Origin of the sequence: Streptomyces sp. AK08-02, from assembly GCF_033795085.1 — a bacterium.
In the GTDB taxonomy this organism is placed as follows: Bacteria; Actinomycetota; Actinomycetes; order Streptomycetales; family Streptomycetaceae; genus Streptomyces; species Streptomyces echiniscabiei.
In genome coordinates this window covers 67382-87399 of sequence record NZ_JARAZV010000027.1, presented here as the reverse complement: position 1 = coordinate 87399, position 20018 = coordinate 67382, and the positions used below count along the sequence as shown (strand labels likewise).

Sequence of the window (20018 nt, the reverse complement as noted above, 5' to 3'; positions counted from 1 at the left end):
GACGGCCATACGGGGTCACTTGCTGAAGTCCGGGACCAGCTTGGCGATCGCGGTCTCCGCGTTGCCCAGGCCCTTGTCGAGGGACTCCTTGCCGCCCGCGATCTGCGGCAGCTCGGTGTCGAGCGGCCCCCACAGGGAGCTGTACTCGGGCAGCGCCGGGCGGGGCTGGGCGGCGGGGAGGACACTCTGGTAGCCGGCGAGGCCCGGGTCGGCCTTGACCTCGGCGGTGTAGGCGTCGTCGCGGGTGGGCAGCGTGGAGTTCTTCAGGGCGATCTGCGACTGGGACTTCGCGGAGGTCATGAAGTTGACGAACTTCAGCGCGGCCTTCTGGTGCGCGGCGTCCGAGCCCGCGTACACGGAGAGGTTGTGGCCGCCGGTCGGGGCGCCCGCCTTGCCGCTGGAGCCGGCCGGGACGGTGGCGATGCCGAGGTTGGCCTTGTCCTTGAACGCGGTGCCCTTGTAGAAGTTGGTGATCTCCCACGGGCCCTGGACGATCGCGGCGACCTTGCCGGTCACGAACGCGTCCTGGATGTGGGCGTAGGCGTCGGCGGTGGTGTCCGCCTTGTGCAGGCCCTTGCCGTCGAAGAGGCCGAGCCAGGTGCCGTATGCCTTCTTGGCGGCGGGCGAGTCGACGGTGATCTTCTTGGCGGCGGCGTCGACGGTGTCGGTGCCCTCGCCGTAGAGGAAGCTCTGCGCGTAGTAGGCCTGGGTGGAGCCCCAGTAGCCGTCGACGCCGGTCTTGGTCTTGACGGCGGCGGCGGCCGTCTTCAGGTCGGCCCAGGTCTTCGGGGCCTCGGTGAGGCCGGCCTTCGCGAAGAGCGCCTTGTTGTAGACCAGCGCGAGGGTGTCGGTGACGATCGGGACGCCGTACGTCTTGCCCTCGTACTTGGCCTGTTCGATCAGGCTGGGCTGGAACTTGGCCTCGTCGGTGAGGGCCTCGGTGCCGTCGAGCGGCAGCAGGAAGCCCTTCTTGGCGAAGGCGGGGGTCCAGCCGACCTCGGAGCGCAGCACGTCCGGGGCGCCGGAGGCACCGGCGGCGGTGTCGAACTTGTTCTGCGCCTGGTCGAAGGGGACGTTGACGTACTTGACCTTGACGTCCTTGTTGGCGGCCTCGAACTCCTTGACGAGGGCCTGGTACGTCGGCGCCTCGTTGGTGGCGTTGGAGGTGTCCCACCAGGTGATGGTGACCGGACCGTCGGCCTTGCCACCGCCGCTGTCGTCTCCGCCGCAGGCCGTCGCCGCGAGGGCGAGGGACGCCACCAGCGCGGTGGCCGCTATGCCACGCCGCATGAGTTCTCCTTGAGGGTTAAAGCCCGTGTACTGGCGGTAACGGGCCCGTCCGCCGTTTCCGCCGACCTGTCCGGCAGCACCGTTGCCGCCGCCGAGCGACGTGAACGTAACAGCCATGTAAGCGCGACGAAAGACCTTGCAGCAAAAAAGTGCAAGAACCGGCGACAGTTACCCCGTCGTGACCCGTCCGGCAGTGGTCCGCTGCCGCTCTCCGCCTCCCCCTGCCGCCGATCAGCGGGATCTGGGACACTTGTGCAAGACTCTGCAAGCTTTTGCCACGAACCCCGATCAGACGTACGCCAGACCCACGAGGGAGCGCGATGACGCAGCAACCCGCAGCGGCAGGCGGCCGATCCGGCCGTCCGGCGGGCCGTTCGACGGCCCGTGCCCGGCGTCCGTTCGGTGGGCAAGGCGAGGGCCGGCCGGTACAGTCCAGCCCTGTGACCACACGGCTTGCCGACATCGCCGCCCAGGCGGGGGTGAGCGAAGCGACTGTCAGCCGGGTCCTGAACGGGAAGCCGGGCGTCGCCGCCACCACCCGCCAGACCGTGCTCGCCGCCCTCGACGTACTGGGCTACGAGCGCCCCGTCCGGCTGCGCCAGCGCAGCGAGGGCCTGGTGGGCCTCATCACCCCGGAACTGGAGAACCCGATCTTCCCGGCCCTGGCGCAGGTCATAGGCCAGGCGCTGACCCGGCAGGGATACACCCCGGTCCTGGCCACCCAGACCCCCGGCGGTTCTACGGAGGACGAGCTGACGGAGATGCTCGTCGACCGGGGCGTGGCGGGCATCATCTTCGTCTCCGGGCTGCACGCGGACACCTCCGCCGACATGCAGCGCTACGAGCAACTGCGCGCCCAGGGCGTGCCGTTCGTCCTGGTGGACGGTTTCTCCCCCAAGGTGCAGGCGCCGTTCATCTCCCCCGACGACCGCGCGGCGATGCATCTCGCGGTCACCCATCTCGTCTCGCTCGGCCACACCCGTATCGGCCTGGCCCTGGGGCCGAAGCGTTTCGTGCCGGTCCAGCGCAAGATCGAGGGCTTCGTACGGACGATGCAGGATCTGCTGGGCCTGACGGCGCAGGACGTCGAGACGCGGTTCGTCCAGCACTCGCTGTACACCCTGGAGGGCGGCCAGGCGGCTGCCATGGCGCTCATCGACCGTGACTGCACGGCGGTGGTGTGCGCGAGCGACATGATGGCGCTGGGCGCGATACGGGCGGCCAGGCAGCGCGGTCTGGAGGTCCCCCGGGACGTCTCGGTCGTGGGGTTCGACGACTCCCCCCTGATCGCCTTCACCGACCCGCCCCTCACCACGATCCGCAAGCCGGTCCCGGCGATGGGCCAGGCCGCCGTACGTACCCTGCTGGAGGAGATCGGCGGTACGCCGGCCCCGCACAGCGAGTTCGTGTTCATGCCGGAACTGGTGGTCCGGGGTTCCACGGCTTCGGCCCCCGGGGACCGCACCCGCCCCTGAGACCTGCCCGACCGGGCCGCCTGCCCACCCGCCTGCCCTCACCCGTCCTCAGGATCGTCCTCAGGGTGGAGAATGTCCCGCTTCGGGCAGTCCCCCGGTAGTAGTTCGGACCCCGTCGGCACGCCGTAGAACGTGCGGGCCGGACAGGACCAGGGGATGATCTGGGAGGGGACCGTATCTGGCAGACTCTGTGTCCATGGGCGAATCGACCGTGACAACCAGGGAAGGCCACGACCGGGCCGCTCCACATTCCGTCACGGACGACACGGCGGAGGGGAACGGCCACGTGGTCAGGGGACTCCTGCGCCGAGCACGGACTCCGCGCCGGCCACGGCTCTGGTTCGAGATCCTTCTGATCGCGGTCAGTTACTGGACGTACTCGATGATCCGTAACGCCGTGCCGGAGCAGAAGGCCGAGGCACTGCGCAACGCGGACTGGCTCTGGAAGACCGAGCACACCCTGGGTATCGCCGTCGAGGAGTCGGTCAACCACGCGATCAACTCGGTGACTTGGCTGATCGTGGGCATGAACTACTACTACGCGACGCTGCACTTCGTCGTCACTCTCGGTGTTCTGGTGTGGCTGTACCGCAGTCACCCCGGCCGGTACGCGGCGACGCGGCTGACCCTCTTCGCGACCACGGTGGTGGCCCTGGTCGGTTACTATCTGTATCCGCTGGCTCCGCCCCGGCTGATGAACGGCGGCGGTTTCGTCGACACGGTGATGGTCCACCACACCTGGGGTTCGATGGCCTCCGGCGACCTCAAGCACATGTCGAACCAGTACGCGGCGATGCCGTCGATGCACATCGGCTGGTCCACCTGGTGCGGTCTGACGATCTTCGCCCTGGCCAAGGTCCCGTGGGTACGCGTTCTCGGGCTTCTCTACCCGGTCGCCACCCTGGTGGTGATCGTCGCGACGGCCAACCACTTCTGGCTGGACGCGGTGGGCGGCCTCATGTGCCTGGCCTTCGGCTTCACGGTGGCCCGCCTCTGGTACGGGAAGCTCCCGTACGCCCTTCCGAAGCTGGTCCCGGTGCGGGGGCGGGGCGGCCCGCTGCTCCCGGTCAAGCCGTGACCGCGCCGGGAGCGCCGGGCCCGGTCCGCTACGCCGACGCCCCGTAGAACAGCGTCTCGACGACACCGCGTGCCCGCCGGGTGGTCCGCCGGTAGGCGTCGATCAGGTCACCGACATGACCCGGCCCGTACCCCAGATACCGGCCCACCGCGCCCAGTTCCCGCCCGTCGGAGGGGAAGGTGTCCCCGGCCCTGCCGCGCACCAGCATCACGGCGTTGCGCACCCGGGTGGCCAGGACCCACGCCTCGTCCAGTATGGCCGCGTCCTCCCCGGAGATCAGTTCGGCGGCGCAGGCGGCGGCGAGTGCCTCCCGGGTACGGGTCGTCCGCAGCCCCGGTTCGGCCCACCCGTGCTGGAGCTGCAGCAACTGGACGGTCCACTCCACGTCCGAGAGGCCGCCCCGCCCGAGCTTGGTGTGCAGGGTGGGATCGGCGCCGCGAGGCATCCGCTCCGACTCCATACGCGCCTTCAGGCGCCTGATCTCGCGTACCGCGTCGTCGCCGAGGCCCTCCGCCGGGTAGCGCAGCGGATCGATCAGCTCGATGAAGCGGCGCCCCAACTCCAGGTCCCCGGCCACGACTTCGGCCCGCAGTAGCGCCTGGGACTCCCAACCGAGGGACCAGCGACGGTAGTACGCCTCGTACGACGTCAGGGTCCGGACCAGCGGCCCCGACTTGCCCTCGGGGCGCAGATCCGCGTCGATGAGCAACGGCGGGTCGGCGCTGGGCGCTTGGAGGAGGCGCCGCATCTCGGCGACGACGGTGTTCGCGGCCTTGGCGGCCTCGTGCTCGTCGACGCCCTCCCGGGGTTCGTGCACGAACAGGACGTCGGCGTCGGAGCCGTAGCCCATCTCGTGCCCGCCGAAGCGTCCCATGCCGATGATGGCGAACCGGGTGGGCAGGGTGTCCCCCCAGCCGTCCCGCACGACCGCCCGCAGGGTCCCGGCCAGGGTCGCCGCCGTGAGGTCGGAGATCGCGCCGCCGACCTGCTCCACCAGGGCGCCCTGGTCGGCCTCGGCGGGCGACTGCTCGGTGCCGTAGGAGCCGACGATGTCGGCGGCGGCCGTACGGAACAGTTCGCGGCGCCGGACACCGCGCGCGGCGTACACGCCCTGTTCGCCGCTCTCGGAGCGCCCGACGGCGGCCAGTATCTCCTGCTCCAGCTGGTCCCGCTCGCGCGGCTCAAGGCCGCCCGCCCCGTCGCCGTCACCGAGCAGTGCGACGGCCTCCGGGGCCCGCATCAGCAGGTCGGGGGCGAGGCGTCCGGCGGACAGGACACGCGCCAGGTTCTCGGCGGCGGCGCCCTCGTCCCTCAACAGCCGTAGATACCAGGGGGTTCGGCCCAGCGCGTCCGACACCTTGCGGAAGTTGAGCAGTCCGGCGTCCGGGTCGGCGGAGTCGGCGAACCAGCCCAACAGGACGGGCAGCAGGGTCCGTTGGATGGCCGCCTTGCGGCTCACCCCGCTGGCCAGAGCCTCCAGGTGCCTGAGGGCGGCGGCCGGATCGGCGTACCCGAGCGCGACCAGTCGCTCCCGGGCCGCGACGGTGCTCAACCTGGTCTCACCGGGGGCAAGTTGGGCGACCGCGTCGAGCAGGGGCCGGTAGAAGAGCTTCTCGTGCAGCCGTCGTACGACGGACGCGTGCCGCTTCCACTCCCGGTTCAGCTCGGCCACCGGGTCGGTGCGCAGCCCCAGCGAGCGCCCGATGCGCCGCAGATCGGCCTCGTCCTCGGGCACGAGGTGGGTGCGGCGCAGCCGGAACAGCTGGATCCGGTGCTCCATGGACCGCAGGAAGCGGTAGGCGTCGTCGAGCTGCACGGCGTCCGCGCGTCCGACGTACCCGCCGGCGGCGAGGGCGGCGAGAGCGTCCAGGGTGGTCCCGCTGCGTAGGGAGGTGTCGGCACGCCCGTGCACCAACTGGAGCAGCTGGACGGCGAATTCGACGTCCCGCAGCCCGCCGGGCCCGAGCTTCAGCTCCCTCTCCACCTCGGCGACGGGAATGTTCTCGATGACGCGGCGGCGCATCTTCTGCACGTCGACGACGAAGTTGTCGCGCTCGGCGGCGTGCCAGACGAGGGGGGCGAGCGCGGCGACGTACGCCTCCCCCAGTTCGATGTCACCGGCGACCGGGCGGGCCTTCAACAGGGCCTGGAACTCCCAGGTCTTGGCCCAGCGCTGGTAGTAGGCGAGATGGCTGCCGAGGGGACGCACCAGCGGGCCGTTGCGGCCCTCGGGGCGCAGGTTGGCGTCGACGGGCCAGATGCTCCCCTCGATGGTGGTCTCGGAGCAGATCCGCATGAGATGTGAGGCGAGCCGGGTGGCGGCCTGCAGCGCCTTCCCCTCGTCGGCGCCGTCGACAGCCTCACCGACGAAGATGACGTCGACGTCGGACACGTAGTTGAGCTCGTGGCCACCGCACTTGCCCATGGCGACGACGGCGAGCCGGCACAGTGCTGCGTCGCCGGGCGCGGCGGCCTTGGCGATGCTGAGGGCGGCGCGCAGGGTAGCGGTGGCGAGGTCGGCAAGCTCCGCGGCGGTCTCGGCGACGTCGGTGGTGCCACAGACGTCACGGGCGGCGATGGACAGCAGGCAGCGCCGGTAGGCGACGCGCAGCGACACGGGGTCGGTGGCCTCGGCGAGCCCCCGCTCGAACTCCTCCACCCCCGGATGGAGATCCCGGGGCTCGTACATCACGAGGGCGTGCCAGTCGCGAGGGTGCCGGATCAGATGGTCGGCGAGGGCGGCGGAGGCACCGAGCACCCCGAGCAGCCGGTCCCGCAGCGGCTTGGCCGCTATCACCGTGTCCAGCAGCTCGTGCCGGGCGGTCCGGCCGTCCTGCGCCTCGGCGAGCCGGACGAGCCCGAGCAGCGCGAGATCCGGGTCGGCGGTCGCGCCCAGCGCGTCGAGCAGCACCGGGTCGTCCCGCATCGGCGCGAGTTCGACGCTGTCGAGGAGCCGCTCGGCGGCGGAGGGATCGGTGAAACCGTGCCGCAGCAGTCGCGTGAAGGTACTGCTCCTGCGCCCCGGCGCCATCATCCTGGGCCTTCCCGTCGGACCATCGGATCAAGGTCGTACGCCCACGAGCGTAACCGGAGAGGCGCCGGGAAGCGCCGGACGGACCGGAGCGAAGTCCCCGCTGGTCGGAACGGTGCCCTCCGCCACCGACGTGGTCGTTTCGGTGGCGCCCCGCCCGGTTTTCGGCTTCGGTGAGGGGAGCCAACGTGAACGCGATCTGGAGGACCAGCGATGCAGTACACGCTCGAAGTCGTCCCGCTGCCCGTGAGTGACATCGACCGGGCCCGGGACTTCTACCGTGACAAGGTCGGCTTCCATGTGGACATCGACCAGGAGGTCATGCCGGGGATGCGCATCGTCCAGCTCACGCCGCCGGGCTCCGGCTGTTCGATCGCCCTGGGCGACACCATCTGGGAGACGATGGCCGGCCCGACCCCCGCACCGGGCTCGTACCAGGGCCTCCAGCTGTGCGTCGCCGACATCAAGGCGGCCCACTCCGAGCTGGTCGAACGGGGCCTGGAGGTGTCGGAGCCGATGCGGTTCTCACCGGACGACGGCGCGACGTTCATGTACTTCAAGGACCCGGACGGCAACGGCTGGGCGATCCAGGAGTACCGCCAACGAGCGGCGAAGCCCCTGCACGCCCTGCTGACGGAGACGGCGGAGCGCCCCTGAGGAGGGGCGCAGCCCCCTCCTCAGGGGCGCGGGGAACTGCGCGACCAGCCCCCGCGGGCCGCGACTGTGGTCACGGCCCGCGGCGGAGCCTCAGAGCACCGGCAGATTCTTCCGCAGCTCGAACGCGGTGACCTCGCTGCGGTACTCCTCCCACTCCTGGCGCTTGTTGCGGAGGAAGAACTCGAAGACGTGCTCGCCGAGCGTCTCGGCGACCAGTTCGCTGCGTTCCATGAGGGAGAGCGCCTCGCCCAGGTTCTGGGGAAGCGGCTCGATGCCCATCGCGCGGCGCTCCGCGTCGGAGAGGGCCCAGACGTCGTCGTCGGCGCCCGGCGGGAGCTCGTAGCCCTCCTCGATGCCCTTGAGGCCGGCGGCCAGCAGGACGGCGTAGGCCAGGTACGGGTTCGCACCCGTGTCCAGGGAGCGGACCTCCACGCGCGCGGAGCCCGTCTTGCCGGGCTTGTACATCGGGACGCGGACCAGGGCCGAGCGGTTGTTGTGGCCCCAGCAGATGTACGAGGGGGCCTCGCCGCCGGCGCCCGCGGTGCGCTCCGAGCCGCCCCAGATGCGCTTGTACGAGTTCACCCACTGGTTGGTGACCGCCGCGATCTCCGCCGCGTGCTTCAGCAGGCCCGCGATGAAGGACCGGCCCACCTTGGAGAGCTGGTACTCCGAACCGGACTCGTAGAACGCGTTGCGGTCGCCTTCGAAGAGCGAGAGGTGTGTGTGCATGCCGCTGCCGGGGTGCTCGGAGAACGGCTTCGGCATGAACGTCGCGTTGACGCCCTGCTCCAGTGCCACCTGCTTCATGACCAGGCGGAACGTCATGATGTTGTCCGCCGTGGAGAGCGCGTCCGCGTACCGCAGGTCGATCTCCTGCTGGCCGGGGGCGCCCTCGTGGTGGGAGAACTCGACCGAGATGCCCATGGACTCCAGCATCGTGATCGCCTGGCGGCGGAAGTCCTGGCCGACGTGGGTCGGGGTGTGGTCGAAGTAGCCGGAGTTGTCGGCCGGTGTCGGGCGGCTGCCGTCCAGCGGCTTGTCCTTCAGCAGGAAGAACTCGATCTCCGGGTGGGTGTAGAACGTGAAGCCCAGGTCGGAGCCGCGGGTGAGGGCGCGCTTGAGGACGTAGCGCGGGTCCGCGAAGGACGGCGAGCCGTCCGGCATGAGGATGTCGCAGAACATCCGGGCGGTGCCGGGGGCCTCCGCGCGCCACGGGAGGATCTGGAACGTCGACGGGTCGGGCTTGGCGATCATGTCGGACTCGTATACGCGAGCGAATCCCTCGATCGCGGAGCCGTCGAACCCGATGCCCTCGTCGAAGGCCTGCTCCAGCTCGGCCGGGGCCACGGCCACTGACTTGAGGAAGCCCAGCACGTCCGTGAACCACAGCCGGACGAACCGGATGTCACGCTCCTCCAACGTCCGGAGCACGAACTCCTGCTGCTTGTCCATCTTCCGCTTCCCCATCCTTGCTGGTCAGGCCGCCTGTCTCCCGTACCACGGAAGGCGGTCGGGCACCTGAGCATGACACCACAACAGCATTTCATGCGCGTTGCGCACCTTGATCGTCCAGCCGACGCCGGAGTGAACGCCTCGCGTACGGCAGGTGTCGTGCTCTGCCCCTCATCTTGCCTGTTCACGACGACATGCGTAATGGGTGACCGCGGACCGGAACCGTTGCGGGCGGTAGCGGATTACGATCAGTGGCCAACGATTACGATCAGAGACCGATCAGCCGACCGGCCAACCGACCGCCCCTTTCCCCAGAAGGATCGATCCCATGGGTTCCGCCAAGAAGAGCGCCAAAGACAGTGGTAGCGCGGCGCGCAAGGCGCGCATAGAGGAGATGCGGCGCGCCGAGCGCTCGCGTGAGCGCCGGAACCGCGTCCTCACGATCGGTGTGAGCGTCGTCATAGTGGCCGGCCTGGTCGTCGGCGCGACGGTCCTTGTGAGGTCGCAGTCCGACGACAGTGACACCACGGCGAGCGACTCCAAGGGCACGGGCAAGTTCGTCACCGGCGCGGACGGTGTGAAGACCTGGGACAAGAAGCTCACCCAGAACCACGTCACCAAGACCGTGAACTACCCGATGGAGCCCCCGGTCGGCGGTGACCACAACCAGGTCTGGATGAACTGCAACGGCGACGTCTACGCCAAGGCGCTCAACAACATGAACGCCGTGCACTCGCTGGAGCACGGGGCCGTCTGGGTGACGTACAACAGCAAGGCGGCGAAGGCCGACATCGACGCGCTCGCGGCCAAGGTGAAGAAGACGCCGTACACGCTGATGAGCCCGGACGACAAGCAGGCGGATCCGATCATGCTCTCCGCCTGGGGCAAGCAGCGCACGGTGACCAGTGCCAAGGACCCGAACGTGGACAAGTTCTTCGAGGAGTTCGTCCAGGGCAAGCAGACGCCCGAGCCGGGTGCCGCCTGCACGAACGGGCTGTCCCAGTGAAGCGGGCTCCCTGGATCGCCGGTGCCGCCGTGACGGCGCTCGTCGCGGCGGGCGCGATCACCTACGCGGTCGCCGACGGCGAGGACTCCGGGATGAAGGCGCCCGCCGCGGGCTCGGCGGACGCGGGCTTCGCCCGTGACATGGCGGTGCACCATCAGCAGGCCGTCGAGATGTCGTACATCGTGCGCGACCGGACGACGAACGAGGAGATCCGGCGGCTCGCGTACGACATCTCGCAGACGCAGGCCAACCAGCGCGGCATGCTGCTGGGCTGGCTCGACCTGTGGGAGCTGCCGAAGGTGTCCTCGAAGGCTCCGATGGCCTGGATGGACATGGCGGGCATGGCCAGCGGCAAGGACGGCGCGCTGATGCCGGGCATGGCGACCAACACCGAGATGACGAAGCTGGGCAAGCTCAGCGGCAAGCAGGCCGAGGTCTTCTATCTCCAGCTGATGACCAAGCACCACCAGGGCGGTATCCACATGGCGCAGGGGTGTGTGGAGCGGTGCGAGGTGGGGGTGGAGAAGCGGCTCGCGCAGGGCATGGTCAACGCGCAGGAGTCGGAGATCTCCCTGATGGCGGGGATGCTGAAGGAGCGCGGCGCGACGGCGAGTTGATAGATTTGTCGATGTTTCGCCGTCGGACGTAAGCCTCAAATCGCTTGCGTATACGTTCCCTTGGGTGCTTCTTGGTACACCCATTCCCCCTGGATTTCCCTGGCATGAACAGTTCATCGCGAGAGTGGCCAGCGGCGAGTGATCACTCGTCTTGCTCGCGTTGAACCGCATCAGGGGGTTCCATGAGATCCAATCGCGCCATCAAGCGCGCCGGTGTGAGCCTGGCAGCGACACTGCCTCTGCTCGCCGGCGCGCTGGCGCTCGGCATTCCCGCGGCCCATGCCGCGGACGCCCCGGGCCGGGACACGCTCGCCGGTACCAGGCCCGCGTGGGCCACCGCCAAGGCGGACAAGGGCGCCACGTCCGACAGCTCCAAGGTCACCGCCCGGGTGTATCTCGCCGGCCGGGACGCCAACGGGCTGACCGCGTACGCGAAGGCCGTCTCCGACCCGAGGTCCGCCTCGTACGGCAAGTACCTCACCGCGGCGCAGGCCCAGCAGCGCTTCGGAGCCTCCCCGGCCCAGGTCGCCGCCGTCAAGGCGTGGCTGACGGCGTCGGGCCTCAAGGTCACCGGCGTCACGGCTCACTACGTCACGGTGACCGGTGACGTGGCGGCCGCGGAGAAGGCATTCAGCACGCAGCTGCACAACTACGCCAAGGGCAAGAAGACCTACCGTGCCCCGGCGAAGGCCGCATCCGCGCCGGAGAGCCTGAAGGGCGCCGTCCTGACCGTCACGGGTCTGGACAACGCCCCGCACACGGCGACCCACGACGACACGCTGCCGGCGCCGGAAACGGTGTTCCGCAACTCGGGTCCGTTCTCCACGTACTACGGCTCGAACACCGCTTCGACGCTGCCGACGGCGTACGGCGCGCAGATCCCGTACGCCGTCCAGGGATACACGGGCAAGCAGCTGCGAGCCGCGTACGGCGCGGGCAGCTGGACCGGCAAGAAGGTGCGCGTCGCCATCACCGACGCCTACGCCTCGCCGTACATCGCCGGTGACGCCGCCACCTACGCGGACGCCCACGGCGACGCCACCTACCGGAAGGGCCAGCTCAAGCAGGTCCTGCCGGCGAACTACACGAACACCGAGGACTGCTCCGCGGCCGGCTGGTACGGCGAGGAGACCCTCGACGTCGAGGCCGTGCACGCGGTCGCACCGGCCGCCGACATCACGTACGTCGGCTCCGCGTCCTGCATGGACGACGACCTGATCGACGCGCTCAGCAAGGTCGTCGACAAGCATCTCGCCGACATCGTCTCCAACTCGTGGGGCGGCGCCGAGGCCGACGAGACACCGGACCTGGCCGCAGCCTACGACCAGGTGTTCAAGCTCGGCGCGGTCCAGGGCATCGGCTTCTACTTCTCCTCCGGCGACAACGGCGACGAGGTCGTCAACACCGGCCAGAAGCAGGTCGACACCCCGGCCAACTCGGCGTGGGTGACGGCGGTCGGCGGAACCTCGCTGGCGGTCGGCCGGGGCGACAAGTACCAGTGGGAGACCGGCTGGGGCACCGAGAAGGCCTCGCTGTCGGCCGACGGCAAGAGCTGGACGAACTTCCCGGGCGCCTACACCTCGGGCGCGGGCGGCGGCACCAGCGCGACCGTCGCGGAGCCCTTCTACCAGAAGGGCCTCGTCCCGGACTACCTGGCCAAGGCCAACAGCTCGAAGGGCAACCGGGTCGTCCCGGACATCGCGGCGATAGCCGACCCGAACACCGGCTTCAAGGTCGGCCAGACCCAGACCCTGCCGGCGGGCGGCACCGCCTACGACGAGTACCGCATCGGCGGTACGTCACTGGCGGCGCCGGTGATCGCGGCCGTCCAGGCCCTGGCCCAGGAGGCGCGCGGCGGCAAGGCGATCGGCTTCGCCAACCCGGCGATCTACGCGACGTACGCCTCGCACGCGAAGGTCTACCACGACGTGACCGACAACCCCACGGGGTACGGACTCGCCGTGGCACGCATCGACTTCGCCAACGGCTACGACGCCACGGACGGGATCCTCACCTCCGTCCGCAGCCTCGGCAAGGACAGCTCGCTCCAGGCCGTACGCGGCTACGACGACGTGACCGGCGTGGGCTCGCCCTCGACGGGTTACGTGGAGTCGTACCGCCGCTGACGCGACGACACGGCGACATGCCCGAAGCCCGCCCCCGGAGCGTTCACCGTCCGGGGGCGGGTGCTTTTCCGCTCCGTCGCTCGATCATGAGGAAGATCACGAAACCCGCGACGAACAGGAGCACTCCGCCGACCAGGAACGGTACGGGGGTGTACTCCTCGGTGCAGGTCTGCCCGCCCGACGACGAGACGCAGACATCACCCGGGCCGCCCCTGTTCAGGTACGCGAGGTAGAAGAGCGGCAGCGCCAGCCCCGCGAGACCTCCGGCGACGGCGTTCCGGGGGCCCTTCCGCAGCAGGAGCCCCGCGGCCACCGCGGCCAGGACCAGCAGGACCACCCCCACCGTCAGGATGGCGGCGAGCCCGGCGGCCGCACCCGCTCCCACCGCGATCCAGCCCAGGAACCAGCCCCAGCCCGTTCTGCGGCCTTCACTGTCCACATGTACCCCGTTGCCTGTCATGTCTCCTACTGAAGACGCGGCCACGACATCCGGCAAGGCCCTTCAAGATCCCATTGCCCTACCGTCGGGGAGAGATGACCGCAAGCGCCTCACCATGAGCCCGACTTGCACCGAAAGGGCGCTTGGTCGGGATCGCGCCCTCGGCCCTGGCGTGGGGCGACCCACACTCCCCCACCCCCCATCGCGTCGCATTGACGATTACACTTGGCGGCGTGCCTCAACTACGCCTCGCCCTGAACCAGATCGACTCGCGCGTCGGCGACATCGCCGGGAACGCCGACTCGGTCCTCCGCTGGACCCGGCACTCCGCCGAGCAGGGAGCGCACCTCGTGGCGTTTCCGGAGATGGTGCTGACCGGGTACCCCGTCGAGGATCTCGCCCTGCGCTCCTCCTTCGTGGAGGCGTCCCGCGCGGCCCTGCGCTCCCTCGCCGCGCGCCTCGCCGACGAGGGCCTCGGTGAGCTGCCGGTCGTCCTCGGCTACCTCGACCGGTCCGAGAGCGACCTGCCGAAGTTCGGCCGCCCGGCCGGCTCCCCGCGCAACGCGGGCGCGGTGCTGCACAGGGGCGAGGTGCTCCTGACCTACGCCAAGCACCACCTCCCGAACTACGGCGTCTTCGACGAGTTCCGCTACTTCGTGCCGGGCGACACCATGCCCGTCCTGCGGGTGCACGGCGTCGATGTGGCCCTGGCGATCTGCGAGGACCTCTGGCAGGACGGCGGCCGTGTCCCGGCGGCGCGCTCCGCGAGGGCGGGCCTGCTCCTCTCGATCAACGCCTCCCCGTTCGAGCGCGACAAGGACGACACCCGCCTGGAACTGGTGCGCAAGCGCGCCCAGGAGGCCGGCTGCACGACCGCGTACCTCGCGATGGTCGGCGGTCAGGACGAGCTGGTCTTCGACGGGGACTCGATCGTCGTCGACAAGGACGGCGAGGTGATCGCACGGGCCCCGCAGTTCACGGAGGGCTGCGTGGTCCTGGACCTGGAGCTGCCGGCCGCCCTGGCCGACGCCCCGACCGGCGTGGTGGACGACGGTCTGCGCATCGACCGCGTGGTCCTCTCCGAGGACCCGCTGCCGGCGTACGAGGCCGAGCTGACAGGCGCGTACGCGGAGCGCCTGGACGACGCCGAGGAGATGTACTCGGCGCTGGTGGTGGGCCTGCGGGCGTACGTGACGAAGAACGGCTTCCGGTCGGTGCTGATCGGCCTGTCCGGCGGTATCGACTCGGCGCTGGTCGCGGCGCTCGCGTGCGACGCGGTGGGCGCGGAGAACGTGTACGGCGTGGCGATGCCGTCGAAGTACTCGTCCGACCACTCGATCGGCGACGCGGCGGAACTGGCGCGGCGCACGGGCCTCAACTTCCGTACGGTGTCGATCGAGCCGATGTTCGACGCGTACATGGGCTCGCTGGGTCTGACGGGACTGGCGGAGGAGAACCTCCAGTCCCGGCTGCGCGGCACGATGCTGATGGCGATCTCCAACCAGGAGGGGCACATCGTGCTGGCGCCGGGCAACAAGAGCGAACTGGCCGTGGGGTACTCGACGTTGTACGGCGACTCGGTGGGCGCGTACGGCCCGATCAAGGACGTGTACAAGACGTCGGTCTTCCGCCTGGCCGAGTGGCGCAACCGGGCGGCCGCGGAACGGGGAGAGACTCCGCCGATCCCGGAGAACTCGATCACGAAGCCGCCGAGTGCGGAGTTGCGTCCGGACCAGGTCGACACGGATTCGCTGCCCGACTACCCGGTGCTCGACGCGATTCTCGAGCTGTACGTGGACCGGGACACGGGCGCCGACGCGATCGTGGCGGCCGGATACGACGCGGAACTGGTGACCCGGGTGCTGCGGATGGTCGACACGGCGGAGTACAAGCGGCGGCAGTATCCGCCGGGCACGAAGATCTCGGCGAAGGGGTTCGGCAAGGACCGGCGGCTGCCCATCACGAACGGGTGGCGGGAGTCCGCGTGAACTGAGGGCTGTGGGAAGGGGCGGGGCGAGTACCGGCGGGGAACCGTCGGTACTCGCCCCGCCCCTTTGTTACCGGTTCGGAATTTCGAGCAATTCATTTCGGTTCGACATTTCGAGCACACAGCGTTCGGCATTTCGACCGAATCCCTACCCGGCCTTGCATTGCACAGGAATTTGACGACTTATTGGCCGGCGCTTGACGACTTGTTAGCGCTCTCAGACGACTCATGTCTGAAATATTGACGCAACTTCACGCCGAAGCTCATACTGACGCCCACTCAAATTGTTAGCGCTCACATACCGGCCGCGCCGAAATTCGCCCTGCCGTACACACATATGCCCATGCACAAGGGAACGGAGATCAACGATGATTTCTCTTTCACCTCGTCAACGCCTCAGAGGAATACTCCTCTCGGTCGGCGCGATCATCGCGGTGGTCGCCGGCCTCCTGGTCGGCGCCGCCGGCCCCTCACAGGCCGCCACCTCACTCCCCTGCGACATCTACGCAGCCGCCGGCACGCCCTGCGTCGCCGCGCACAGCACCACACGCGCCCTCTACGCCTCGTACAGCGGCGCCCTCTACCAGGTGAAGCGGGCCTCGGACTCGGCGACGACCGACATCAGCACCCTCAGCGCGGGCGGCTACGCCAACGCCGCCGCGCAGGACTCCTTCTGTTCCGGCACGACGTGCGTCATCACGCAGCTCTACGACCAGAGCCCCCAGCACAACAACCTCACCGTGGAAGGACCCGGCGGCAACGGCGGCCAGGACGTGGGCGCCATCGCCAACGCGCTGCCGGTGACGGTCGGCGGGCACGCCGCCTACGGCATCTTCGTGTCGGCCGGCGTCGGCTACCGCGACAACAGCACGTCGGGCATCGCCACCGGCAGCAAGCCCGAGGGCATGTACATGGTGACCAGCGGCCACCATGTGAACAACCGCTGCTGCTTCGACTACGGCAACGCCGAGACGTCCGGCAACGACACCGGCAACGGCCACATGGACGCGCTCAACTTCGGTACGGAGTGCTGGTTCTCGTGCTCCGGTGCCGGATCCGGCCCCTGGGTCGAGGCGGACCTGGAGAACGGGCTCTTCTTCGGCGGAAACGGATCGCACCCGAGCAACACCGGCAGCAGCAGTGAGTTCGTCACGGCGCTGCTCAAGAACAACGGCACAACGACCTACGCCCTCAAGGGCGGCAACGCACAATCAGGGTCGTTGACCACCTGGTACGACGGGGCTCTGCCCAACCTGGGCGGATACACCCCGATGCAGAAGGAGGGCGCCATCGTCCTCGGCACCGGCGGTGACAACAGCAACGGCTCCGACGGCTCCTTCTTCGAGGGCGTCATGACCGCCGGCTACCCGACCGACGCCGCCGACAACGCCGTACAGGCCAACATCACCTCCGTCGGCTACACCACCCCGGCCGTCTCCTTCCCCGTCGCCGGCACCGCCTACCGGCTGACCAACACCAACTCGGGCAAGGTCCTGGACGCGGTGAACTGCGGTACCGCCAACGGGACTTCGATCGACCTCTGGGCCTCGCTCGGCAACACCTGCCAGCAGTGGAAGTTCGCCAGTGCGGGCAACGGCCACTACACCATCACCAACGTCAACAGCGGCACCGTCCTGGACGACAAGAACTGCACCCAGTCCAACGGCACGGCCGTCCAGCTGTGGGCGTCGCTCGGCAACCGCTGCCAGCAGTGGGACGTCACCCACGTAGGCAGCCACTACACCATCAGCAACGTCAACACAGGCATGACGCTGGACGTCACGAACTGCGCGACTGCCAACGGCACCGCGGTCCGCCAGTGGCAGCAGCTCGACAACACCTGCCAGCAGTGGGACATCGCTCCCTAGGGCCTGTCCGGCGGATCAGGCCGGAGGACAGCTGCAGTGCCGAATAAGCGCAGGTGAGCGGGGTTTGGCACGTCTGGCTGCAAGGCGGAGGAGGGCGTCGACGCGATGGGGGTCCCCCGCGCGAGCGAAGCCGAGCGTGGGGGAGTCGGCAACCGGCGACAACGCCGCAGACAGGCGTGCCAAACCGCGTCTCCGGCAGGCCATCGGCCTGCCGGAGACGCGGTGCGAGCGGTCGCGAACGGGCTCTCAGCGGACCACGTCGAACACGTTCTTCTGCAGGCCGTTTGCGTACACCTCCGACTCGACCAGCCTCAACTTCTGGGTGTCCTTGTCCGTCTCGCTGAACAGGCGCTTGCCCGCGCCGAGCACCAGCGGGAAGACCAGGAGGTGGTAGCGGTCGATGAGGCCGGCGTCGGAGAGGTCGCGGGTGAGGGTGGCGCTGCCGTGGATGATGATCGGGCCGCCGTCCGTTTCCTTCAGGGCAGCTACGTCGTCCAGGGAGCGCAGGATCTTCGTCTCGCCCCAGTTCGGGGCCAAGGCGTCCTCGGTGAGGGTCGTCGAGACGACGTACTTCGGCATCACCTTGTAGTCGGCGAAGTCCTCCATCGCCGGCCACACCGGGCTGAACGCCTCGTAGCTGACGCGGCCCAGCAGCATCGCGGCGGCCTCCTTCTGCTCCCGGCCCTTGAGTTCGTACGCCTCCGGGAGGAACTCGACGTCCTTGAAGGTCCACCCGGAGTTCCGGTAGCCGGGCTCGCCGCCCGGGGCCTCCACGACGCCGTCGAGCGAGACGAAGGCGGTGCTGATCAGGGTGCGCATCTCGGGTCTCCTGGTGGATCTCGGGGCCGGAGCTCGGGGCTGGGTCTCAGCCGGTTCCACCCTGACCGACTCCGGGGCGCAACCGCGGGACAACCCGCTACTGGCTGAACAGAGGGCGGCTGCTCCAGTATCTGTACGCGGTGGGCGACTACTTGTTCCGATACGGCTACCTCTGGGGCTAGCCGCCCCCGGCACCACGCAGTGATCTGACCGATCGACAGTGCCGGGCGCGGTCCTCCCCGCGAGGGGACCGCGCCCGGCCATCAGTTTCCGCACCTCTAGGAGCACCCTCTTGTCCCCCACACCCTCGTCCGCCGCCACCCGCGTCGGACTGGCGGTCGCCCTCCTCGTGCCGGCCGCCCTCCTCACCGCGTGTTCCACGCTCGGCGGCGACGACGGCTGCCACGACACAGCGGCCGAACTCAAGCAGTTGGCAGCCCAGCCGCTGCTCGGCACGGCGCCCACAGGCGCGGCGGAACCCGCCAACTACCGCGGTACGGGGGTGACCACCGGGTGCGACGACGACAGCAGCGGAGCGCCCTGGCTGCATGCGGACCGCCTTTACGCATTCCCCGGCAGCCGGGACGAGGTCATCGCCTACTACACGAAGACCGCCGCCGCCGGAGGCTGGCAGCCCGAGGCGGACCCGGCCCCGGGAGCGCCGCCCGCCACCGTGGAAGGCGCCTGCTGGACCAGGACCGACAAGAGCCGACACCTGCTGCTCAGCGTCGACTTCCGCACCGACGCCTTCTCACCCGTACCCGAGGTCGGCACGGGCCTCGCCTACGCGGTGACGGTCGGCACCGAGGGAGAGAGCGGCAAGGCCACCTGCTGGCACTAGGACGGACAAATGCCGGGCGCCGTCGAGGAATTCGACGGCGCCCGGCAAACGGACTGGAAACGGGTGGGTGGGTGGGAAATCACCCTCAGTGGTGCACCCGCTCAGGGCGCGAAGGCACATGCGACGCCACCAATCGCTCCCGCCCGGCCGACGGAGTCACCCCGCGTCGGTCCACCACATACGCCACCCCCGCCACACCCAGCCCCAGCAGCGCCAGCCCCGCTCCCACCGTCGCCGGAGACGTCGCCCCGAAGCCCGCCGCGATCGCCAGGCCTCCGACCCACGCGCCGCCCGCGTTCGCGAGGTTGAAGGCCGCCTGGTTGGCCGAGGAGGCCAGGGACGGGGCCGTCGAGGCCCGCTCCATCACCATCAGGTTGAGCGGGGTGCCCGTGACGAACGCCGCCACGCCGAGCAGGACGACCGCCAGGGCCGCGGTCCACTCCGTGCTCATCAGGAGGGGGAACGCGGCCAGGACCGCGATCAGGGAGACCAGGCCGCCGAACAGGGTGCGCCGCATCGAGTGGTCCGCCAGGCGTCCGCCCAGCAGGTTGCCTATCGTCGCGCCCACCCCGAACAGGGCCAGCAGAAGGGTCACGCTGGAGTCCGCGTAGCCCGCGGAGTCGGTGAGCATCGGGGTGATGTAGCTGTACGCCGAGAACAGCGCGCCGAAGCCCGCCACCGTCGTGCCGAGGGCCAGCCATACCGGGAGCGACTTCAGCGCGGCCAGCTCGCCGCGCAGGCCCGCCACCGGGGCCGCCGTCCGGTCGTGCGGGATCAGCAACGCCAGGGCCGCTATCGCCGCCACGCCGATCCCGCTCACACCGAGGAAGGTCGCCCGCCAGCCGAGGTTCTGGCCCATCAGGGTCGCCACCGGGACACCCGCCACGTTCGCGACCGTCAGGCCCAGGAACATCAGGGAGACCGAGCGGGCCTTGCGCTCCGGGGCCGACATCGTCGTGGCCACCACCGCGCCCACTCCGAAGAACGCGCCGTGCGGCAGCCCGCTCAGGAAGCGGGCGGCCAAGAGGTAGTCGTAGGTCGGGGCGAAGGCCGAGAGCGCGTTGCCCGCCACGAACAGGACCATCAGGCCCATCAGGACCTTGCGGCGGGACATCCGGGCCGTCAGCGCCGCCAGCAGCGGGGCGCCGATGACGACCCCCAGCGCGTACGCCGAGACCAGGTGTCCGGCGGACGGGATCGAGATCCCCAGGTCGTCGGCGACGTCGGGCAGGAGGCCCATCATCACGAACTCGGTCGTACCGATGCCGAAGGCACCTACGGCGAGGGCTAGCAGGGCCAGGGGCGTCGGCGTGGGCCGGGACATGGGGAGGC

Annotated in this window: 15 protein-coding genes; 9 read left to right on the top strand and 6 right to left on the bottom strand. The window is 69.6% G+C overall.

Features of this window, described 5'->3' with window-relative positions:
- Window positions 1-15: 15 nt before the first annotated feature.
- Entirely contained in the window at window positions 16-1290 is a 1275-nt protein-coding gene (locus tag PV734_RS41390; protein ID WP_319096368.1) for an extracellular solute-binding protein, read from the bottom strand.
- A gap of 440 nt (window positions 1291-1730) precedes the next feature.
- Here PV734_RS41390 and PV734_RS41385 point away from each other — a divergent pair, with 440 nt between their 5' ends.
- Both PV734_RS41385 and PV734_RS41380 read left to right on the top strand, forming a co-directional pair.
- Window positions 1731-2765 carry a LacI family DNA-binding transcriptional regulator gene (locus PV734_RS41385; protein WP_319096367.1) on the top strand — a complete coding sequence of 345 codons (1035 nt, stop codon included), beginning with the start codon at window positions 1731-1733 and terminating at the stop codon, window positions 2763-2765.
- Between the two features lie 196 nt (window positions 2766-2961).
- On the top strand, window positions 2962-3843 hold the full coding sequence (locus tag PV734_RS41380) for a phosphatase PAP2 family protein (protein ID WP_319294572.1): 882 nt from the start codon (window positions 2962-2964) through the stop codon (window positions 3841-3843).
- Between the two features lie 28 nt (window positions 3844-3871).
- Here PV734_RS41380 and PV734_RS41375 read toward each other — a convergent pair whose 3' ends face one another.
- On the bottom strand, window positions 3872-6877 hold the full coding sequence (locus PV734_RS41375; protein ID WP_319096365.1) for a bifunctional [glutamine synthetase] adenylyltransferase/[glutamine synthetase]-adenylyl-L-tyrosine phosphorylase: 3006 nt from the start codon (window positions 6875-6877) through the stop codon (window positions 3872-3874).
- 210 nt (window positions 6878-7087) lie between these two features.
- Here PV734_RS41375 and PV734_RS41370 point away from each other — a divergent pair, with 210 nt between their 5' ends.
- Window positions 7088-7531, top strand: coding sequence for a VOC family protein (locus PV734_RS41370; RefSeq protein ID WP_319096364.1), 444 nt, complete (start codon window positions 7088-7090; stop codon window positions 7529-7531).
- Window positions 7532-7621: 90 nt separating this feature from the next.
- Here the strand turns inward: PV734_RS41370 and PV734_RS41365 are convergent, their stop codons facing one another.
- On the bottom strand, window positions 7622-8983 hold the full coding sequence (locus tag PV734_RS41365; RefSeq protein WP_006382314.1) for a glutamine synthetase family protein: 1362 nt from the start codon (window positions 8981-8983) through the stop codon (window positions 7622-7624).
- 328 nt (window positions 8984-9311) lie between these two features.
- Between PV734_RS41365 and PV734_RS41360 the strand changes: the two genes are divergently transcribed.
- From PV734_RS41360 to PV734_RS41350, 3 genes are all read left to right on the top strand, one after another.
- Window positions 9312-9989 carry a DUF3105 domain-containing protein gene (locus PV734_RS41360; protein WP_319294570.1) on the top strand — a complete coding sequence of 226 codons (678 nt, stop codon included), beginning with the start codon at window positions 9312-9314 and terminating at the stop codon, window positions 9987-9989.
- Window positions 9986-10606 carry a DUF305 domain-containing protein gene (locus PV734_RS41355; RefSeq protein ID WP_319294568.1) on the top strand — a complete coding sequence of 207 codons (621 nt, stop codon included), beginning with the start codon at window positions 9986-9988 and terminating at the stop codon, window positions 10604-10606. The genes PV734_RS41360 and PV734_RS41355 overlap by 4 nt, the downstream gene beginning before the upstream one ends.
- A gap of 182 nt (window positions 10607-10788) precedes the next feature.
- Window positions 10789-12732 (top strand): S53 family peptidase, encoded by a 1944-nt coding sequence (locus tag PV734_RS41350; RefSeq protein ID WP_319096361.1) that lies wholly within the window; start codon window positions 10789-10791, stop codon window positions 12730-12732.
- Between the two features lie 43 nt (window positions 12733-12775).
- On the opposite strand, the gene PV734_RS41345 is transcribed toward PV734_RS41350, so the two are convergent.
- Window positions 12776-13192, bottom strand: coding sequence for a hypothetical protein (locus tag PV734_RS41345; protein WP_319096359.1), 417 nt, complete (start codon window positions 13190-13192; stop codon window positions 12776-12778).
- A 212-nt stretch (window positions 13193-13404) separates the two neighbouring features.
- Here PV734_RS41345 and PV734_RS41340 point away from each other — a divergent pair, with 212 nt between their 5' ends.
- Both PV734_RS41340 and PV734_RS41335 read left to right on the top strand, forming a co-directional pair.
- Window positions 13405-15159, top strand: coding sequence for an NAD+ synthase (locus PV734_RS41340; protein ID WP_319294566.1), 1755 nt, complete (start codon window positions 13405-13407; stop codon window positions 15157-15159).
- 367 nt (window positions 15160-15526) lie between these two features.
- Window positions 15527-17026, top strand: a complete 1500-nt coding sequence (locus tag PV734_RS41335) for an arabinofuranosidase catalytic domain-containing protein (RefSeq protein ID WP_319294564.1) — start codon at window positions 15527-15529, stop codon at window positions 17024-17026.
- A gap of 246 nt (window positions 17027-17272) precedes the next feature.
- Here PV734_RS41335 and PV734_RS41330 read toward each other — a convergent pair whose 3' ends face one another.
- Window positions 17273-17845, bottom strand: a complete 573-nt coding sequence (locus tag PV734_RS41330; RefSeq protein WP_319294562.1) for a dihydrofolate reductase family protein — start codon at window positions 17843-17845, stop codon at window positions 17273-17275.
- 292 nt (window positions 17846-18137) lie between these two features.
- Here PV734_RS41330 and PV734_RS41325 point away from each other — a divergent pair, with 292 nt between their 5' ends.
- On the top strand, window positions 18138-18686 hold the full coding sequence (locus PV734_RS41325; RefSeq protein ID WP_319294560.1) for a hypothetical protein: 549 nt from the start codon (window positions 18138-18140) through the stop codon (window positions 18684-18686).
- An 85-nt stretch (window positions 18687-18771) separates the two neighbouring features.
- Here the strand turns inward: PV734_RS41325 and PV734_RS41320 are convergent, their stop codons facing one another.
- Window positions 18772-20010: an MFS transporter gene (locus PV734_RS41320; RefSeq protein ID WP_319096354.1), complete on the bottom strand. Its 1239-nt coding sequence runs from the start codon at window positions 20008-20010 to the stop codon at window positions 18772-18774.
- Window positions 20011-20018: the final 8 nt, after the last annotated feature.